The 6,082-nt window shown below is 33.5% G+C and carries 6 protein-coding genes; 3 read left to right on the forward strand and 3 right to left on the reverse strand.

The window, feature by feature from the left end; genetic code table 11:
- The coding region (locus tag F6K22_RS28275; protein ID WP_293105763.1) for an ATP-binding response regulator at positions 1-765 on the reverse strand (765 nt) is incomplete at its 3' end.
- Complete coding sequence (locus F6K22_RS28280; RefSeq protein ID WP_293105766.1) at positions 743-2,704, reverse strand: PAS domain-containing sensor histidine kinase; 1,962 nt, start codon at positions 2,702-2,704, stop codon at positions 743-745. The genes F6K22_RS28280 and F6K22_RS28275, both read right to left, overlap by 23 nt.
- A 228-nt stretch (positions 2,705-2,932) precedes the next feature.
- Between F6K22_RS28280 and F6K22_RS28285 the strand changes: the two genes are divergently transcribed.
- The 3 genes from F6K22_RS28285 to F6K22_RS28295 all read left to right on the forward strand — a co-directional run bounded on the left by F6K22_RS28285 (position 2,933) and on the right by F6K22_RS28295 (position 5,171).
- Entirely contained in the window at positions 2,933-3,451 is a 519-nt protein-coding gene (locus tag F6K22_RS28285) for a hypothetical protein (RefSeq protein ID WP_293105769.1), read from the forward strand.
- Between the two features lie 728 nt (positions 3,452-4,179).
- The gene (locus F6K22_RS28290) at positions 4,180-4,374 is read left to right on the forward strand and encodes a DUF2949 domain-containing protein (protein ID WP_293105772.1); all 195 of its coding nucleotides are present in this window, start codon (positions 4,180-4,182) and stop codon (positions 4,372-4,374) included.
- Positions 4,375-4,778: 404 nt separating this feature from the next.
- Positions 4,779-5,171, forward strand: a complete 393-nt coding sequence (locus F6K22_RS28295; RefSeq protein ID WP_293105774.1) for a nuclear transport factor 2 family protein — start codon at positions 4,779-4,781, stop codon at positions 5,169-5,171.
- Positions 5,172-5,510: 339 nt separating this feature from the next.
- Here F6K22_RS28295 and F6K22_RS28300 read toward each other — a convergent pair whose 3' ends face one another.
- Positions 5,511-5,879 carry a hypothetical protein gene (locus tag F6K22_RS28300; RefSeq protein WP_293105777.1) on the reverse strand — a complete coding sequence of 123 codons (369 nt, stop codon included), beginning with the start codon at positions 5,877-5,879 and terminating at the stop codon, positions 5,511-5,513.
- Between the last annotated feature and the right edge of the window lie 203 nt (positions 5,880-6,082).

Here is a 6,082-nt window from a genome sequence, read left to right on the forward strand (position 1 = left end):
AGAAATTTTTAAATTAGCATTTTCCGATGCAATATCTAAATCTTTTAAGCGATTAAAATTTCTTGCTTTTTCTAGAGCAACCTCTCTAATTATTGACTTAGGATTACTAAGACTACCTGTTTTAAATAATTGTAATCTATCTCTATCTCGTGATAATAGCTCTAAATCTGTGTATAGTAAAAAATTTTGGATTAGTCGATATAAACGGTGAGCAGAAACGTTAATATTTTCTAGCATTGTTAAAATTTCATTCTCTTCCAAATCTTGAAAATCTTCAATTATAAATTGTGAATAACCAATAATTCCATTGAGGGGAGTGCGTAGTTCGTGAGGTAGAGATAAAGTGATGCTACTTCTTAAGTCATCTAATTGTTCTTGAGTTCTTCTTTCAATAATAATTTTTTTATCTAACCTAGTATTAATAGCTTTCATTAATTCATCTCTAGTAAAAGGTTTCGTCAAGTAATCATCTGCTCCTAATTCCATTCCTTCTCTTAAATCAGCTTTTGTGGATTTTGCAGTCAGAAAAATAAATGGAATTGCTTCTGTTACTAAATTTTGCCGTAATGATTTTAATACTCCATACCCATCAACTTCAGGCATCATCACATCACAAAGAATTAAATCTGGAATTTCTTGTTGAGCCTTTTCTATTCCTACTCTGCCATTTTTTGCTCCTATTACCACAAAATCTTCTGCTTCTAAAATATCTGTAATGATTGTCAAAATTGATTTATCATCTTCAATCACTAGAATTTTTTTCATCTATATTTTCCTTTGCTAAATTCAATGGTAATATGACAGTAAATGTAGTTCCCACCCAGACTTCACTTTCTACAAAAATCTGACCTCTATGTAAATCTACAAAGTTTTTAACAATAGTAAGCCCCAAACCTGTACCAGAAATATTAGCAACATTTTGAGCGCGGTAGAAAGAATTAAATAGGTATTTTTGTTCTGTTGCTGGAATACCAATACCTTCATCTTGGATTTGAAAAATTGCATGATTATTCAAGTAATAAAGTTTAAGGTAAACCTGACCACCTTGGGGCGAATATTTGACTGCATTCCAAAGTAAATTATGCAGAATATGTTCCAACAACTTTCCATCCATGAAAACTACTTCAGGTATTTTTCCTATAGACTGATTTTGTGCTATTAACAGAGAATCATTTTGCCTGTGATTTTGCTGATTTGAATCAAGCTCCAATATTTTATTTAAAACACTTGTCTGTGCAGATTTTTCTGTGATTAATTGTTGGGCTTCTTGAACGACAAAATTAAGAGAGTATTGACTATCAATGCTGAGTTTAATATCTTCTATAGTATCTTGACAGAACCTTTCTAAATCTAATGGTGCTGGGTTAAAATCAAAATTACCTGATTCTGTCTTGCCAATAACTAATATGTCATTAACCAACCCTGTCATGTGTTGAGCTGTAGCTTGAATACGATGCAAATAAGTCCGTTTTTTTTCTTCATTCCATTTATGACCGTAGTGTTCTAATGCTTCTGCGGAAGCTAATATGGTAGTTAAAGGAGTACGGAATTCATGGGATGCCATGGAAATGAAACGAGACTTAAGTTGATTTAGCTCTTTTTCTATTTCCAATGCTTTCTTAATTTCTGCTTCTGCCCATTTGCGTTCTGTAATATCTTCAATATCACCTTCATAAGCAATGAGGTTACCTTGTCGATCGTGTACTGCTCTGGCATTTTCAGAAATCCAGACAATACTGCCATCAGCACGATAAGCTTTAGACTCAAATTTTAATACTGTTCCATCCCTATTAATCAAATTCAGAAACTCTTCTCTACGACTAGAATTAACATAAATTTGCTTGCCAATATCATTAACCTTTGCCATTAGTTGCTCTGGTGAGTCGTAACCAAATATCTTGGCTAAAGTAAGATTACTATATATATAGCGTCCATCTGGTGTAGACTGAAAAATACCTTCAACCGAGTTCTCAAGAATGCTGCGATACCTGGCTTCAGCCGAATGTAGTTTTTGATATGCTATTTCTAGTTGTAATTTGGTATTAAATTCAGTTTTTTGCAAAGACTCATATAAATATACTGAGAGGTCACAAATTAAACATACACAGAAGATACCAAAACACATCTTAACAAAATTCCAATCAAAGGATGCTACATCAAAACCAATAATCTGATTCACACTGAAGTAGTAACCTAAAATAGTAGTTTGGGATATTAGATGGAGGAACCATCTGACTGGAATTAAAGTTGCCTGAGTAGAGAAAGTCAATATCCACAAAAAAAACTCAGGATTAACATTTCCTGTAATTGTATCTGAAATTTGCTCAATCATCGTCACGGCCCAAGAAGAACTCAAAAAGATTAGACCCAGATGACGATGACCCCAAGCAGTTCGCAACAGAAATATACAGCTTAGTAGAATAAAATGTACTAAAATTATGGCAATTCCCCACTCTTCTAAGCTAGGATATTTACCTTGTATGAAGTAGATTAGATTCAGTATAGTTCTAGTCAAAAAGAAGAAAAAAGCTAACCACAATGCTAAATTGAGCCGAGCGATTAAAAAACGATGTTGCCACTGTGGATAGGAGAGATTTGTGAAGTCTCTACAATTCTCAGAGGTAGGGTTAGCACTATCCAAATAGGTGAGTATTTGCCTAACTGGGAATAGTTTCTGTAGTTTTCTGAGCCATCTATTTAGCATTGCTAGTGAGATTGAAACTTCAGATTGAGATTATGAATTTTGTACATCAGAATACCCTGATAGTAGGTTTTATATCAGCTAACTACTATTGAAATTTGCCTCCTCATCATTAACAATAATTGAGGAGAACAAAAATTATTGATTATTTGTAGCTAGCTTTATTTAAAATGATATCATTATTTTTAATGTATATTAGTTATACTTAATACCTAAACGTTTAGTCAGATTATGGTTAGTTATACCTTGCCTCAGAATCCAGATACAATCATAACTGTTAGGGGCAAAGATTCAGAAAAGGCCCGTCAGAAAGCTATGGATAAGCTTGTGGAAATGATGGACTCTGGTGAAATACCGACAGAATTAGAAAATGGATTTAGTCCGGAGCAGTTTATTGAGGTCAAAGAATCAAAAGAATCAAAAGAGATTACTTCTGAGGAAGAAGATGCTGTTGCTCAGGCAGTACAAATACTTAGCGATTTTGCGGCACTCAAAATGAAAGTTGTAGAGTCTAGAGAAGAGGCATTAAAAATTCGTTCTGCAATTGAGGTACTATTTACAGATGAACCTGTAACAGTTGAAGAAATTGCTAATCTTAAAGACGGTTTTAAGATGCTGAAAATTTTTGCTGTGGCTAATTTACGCTATAGAGAAGCAAAAGAGAAAGCAGAAGAAGCTCGTGTTATCCTAGATCGAGCGCTCAAATCTGAGGAATCAGAATTAAAGCAGTCTCCTAAATCAGGTAAGTAGGTCATTTCAGTTAGCCTCCTAGGTCGGAGCTACGCGACATGAAAAGCGTAGCGAAACAGTTATTCGTTAACAGTACCTCCTGTAATAGGGAGGCTTAAAATACTGAATTTTCTTTTTTTTATTCCCCTTAAAAGGGAGGCTTAAGACCTGATTTTCTGGTCAACAATAGATTTATGCGTAATTTATTGGATGTCTGTATCTGTACATATCTAGTTATAGTAGTACAGATATAAGTAATAATAGTTTTGATTATTTATAACGGTAATATCACTGAGGGTGATGTAATTATGGTCTCTTGTAAGAAATTTCTAAAATTCCTTGCTCGTCACCCTAGTAATTCCGTATTATCGAATTTTGATCGGATAGTAGAAGATGCCGAGTTCCTGGTCTTTTGAGCAGATATTTACTTTATATTTACTACTCATAAAAAAGCATACTTTTCCACTAGACCTATACGAATGCTTGAATTAATAACAATTTCTAGATATTGAAATGTTTCAAGGCTAAATCAAAAAATCTCATGAATCTCTAACATTCAGCACTACAATTAAGTATGATCTAGAACAAAATAGTGATCTGAATCATTGACACAACTGAGATATCTCACATGATTAAAAGATGAGAGTCACTGAGGCTTTCTGAATAATAATTGATACTAGGTATCGTGATAATTAAATAAAACCTGTTTTAAAATTTTTTTAAGATACTACTGGAGAAAACTTTTAATCATGTCCACAAAACAAGCTCAGTTAATCAAATTCTTGAAGTGGGAGTTGTCCATCCCAGATTCTGCGATCGCTACTGCTTTACGACATCAGGAAGAAGACAATAATCAACTACCGATGATACTTTGGCAATACGGTCTCGTAACATTGAAGCAATTAGACCAAATATTTGATTGGTTACAAATGGCCAGTATTTAATCAATTGCTTTCCTCAATCACCTAGGAAGAGATATATTTTCTAGGTAATACAAGTTAATAACCTATATTTTAGGAGGTCTGAATTGGGTTTAAAACCAAGACAAATCAGAAAAACAAAATTGAATAAAGACTTTGAATTAAACAAGGGAGTATCTCAGTTAGCTTTTTAAGTTAAGATTACTCTCTTTTTTTTTTGGGAACAGGCAATAGGCAATAGGCAATAGGCAATAATAAAAAATACTGTATCTCATTCATCAGAGAACCACTATATAAATTATTAAATATCATCAATTATATTCTCAATCTGCTCTCCAACAGAAAAATTTTTGATTGTAACTAATTATCTTAACTTGGTATCATAACTATTATTTCGACGATAAACACTTACTAAATCAAACTCAAACATGACAAAAGAAACTATCGAAGCAGTTGTCAACTCTTACTTTATAAATATGGCAGCGATGAATGCCAAAGCATGGGTAGAAAACTTTACTGAAGACGGCGTTATCTATGACCCTGTGGGTAAGCCACCTAGTAATGTGCAGTCAGACTATGAGAAATTCTTTGGGCTATTATCGATGATTTTTGCCAAATTAGAATTGACACCAGACAATATATTTATTGTAGATAATGGGGCAGCAGTTAAATGGACAATGCAAGGAGTTGGAAAAAATGGTAACCAGGGAGTTGCAGAGGGAATTAGTGTGTTTGAGATTAATGAAAATGGTAAAATTAAACAAGTATCTTCTTATTGGGATGACGCTGCAATGATGGCTCAAATCAAAGGTAATTTGTGAAACTGTCGCGACTTTATCAAAACTTTGCTTGAAGACCGGTGCTTTCCTGCTAAGGGAGCGTCGGGAGAATGTCAATCTGTGGAGTCTCAAAACTAATAGAAATAGGCTTGGTTTGACTGTTGATGTCCGTGGAGGTCTTGCTGCCGACAATTCGATTTAGAAGCAGGAAGTAAACATTGAAATGTCATAACCAGTGATGTTTTATATCAGTTTTATGAAGCAGTTAAGCTAACCAGATAAAAAACGAGGAACTGATAAAGATCAGTTCCCTACTTTTCATTTCCACTTGAATCTATAATGTGCAAAGTATTCCCAAAAATTTGATAGCATCCATAATTTCTAGATTCCTAATTTCAATTTGAATCCTTTTCCAGATTGATCGCCGTCTAAAGTATCTTCTTCTAGGGGGTTTTCTACTTGACGCTCATCTGGGTTGACTGGAATAGAGACTCCGGGAATCACTTCTACGTTTTGCTCTTGACGACGCAGCTCATAAGATCTAATTCCCTCAGTAGAAGAATTACTAGATTCTGGGTCATCAATATATGTACGGTAATTATCATTAGTAATCGATCTGCCTTCTACTGTTTTGAGAGAGTCTCCAGATATAGTTGTTTTGGTTTGAGGGTTATTGGATTGTGCTTTGGCAGTAGTTGTAAAAGATAGCAAGATTGCACTAATACCCAAGATAGTAATAATTCTCTTCATAATTTATTTGCTTTTGAGTAGATACTTTTTATTGTAATATATCAATGCCTGAAAATACTAGGAAAACCTCCTCTAAATTTATAGATATAGTTTCAGTATAATCACTAAATTATCTTAAATATTTTAGTAAAAAATAATATAAGCATAAATACTCATTTGTATTCACAAATATTATTTTGTAGTCAAAAATCTATGTATTTTTA

The sequence above is a fragment of the Okeania sp. SIO2F4 genome, assembly GCF_010672385.1.
In the GTDB taxonomy this organism is placed as follows: Bacteria; Cyanobacteriota; Cyanobacteriia; order Cyanobacteriales; family Microcoleaceae; genus Trichodesmium.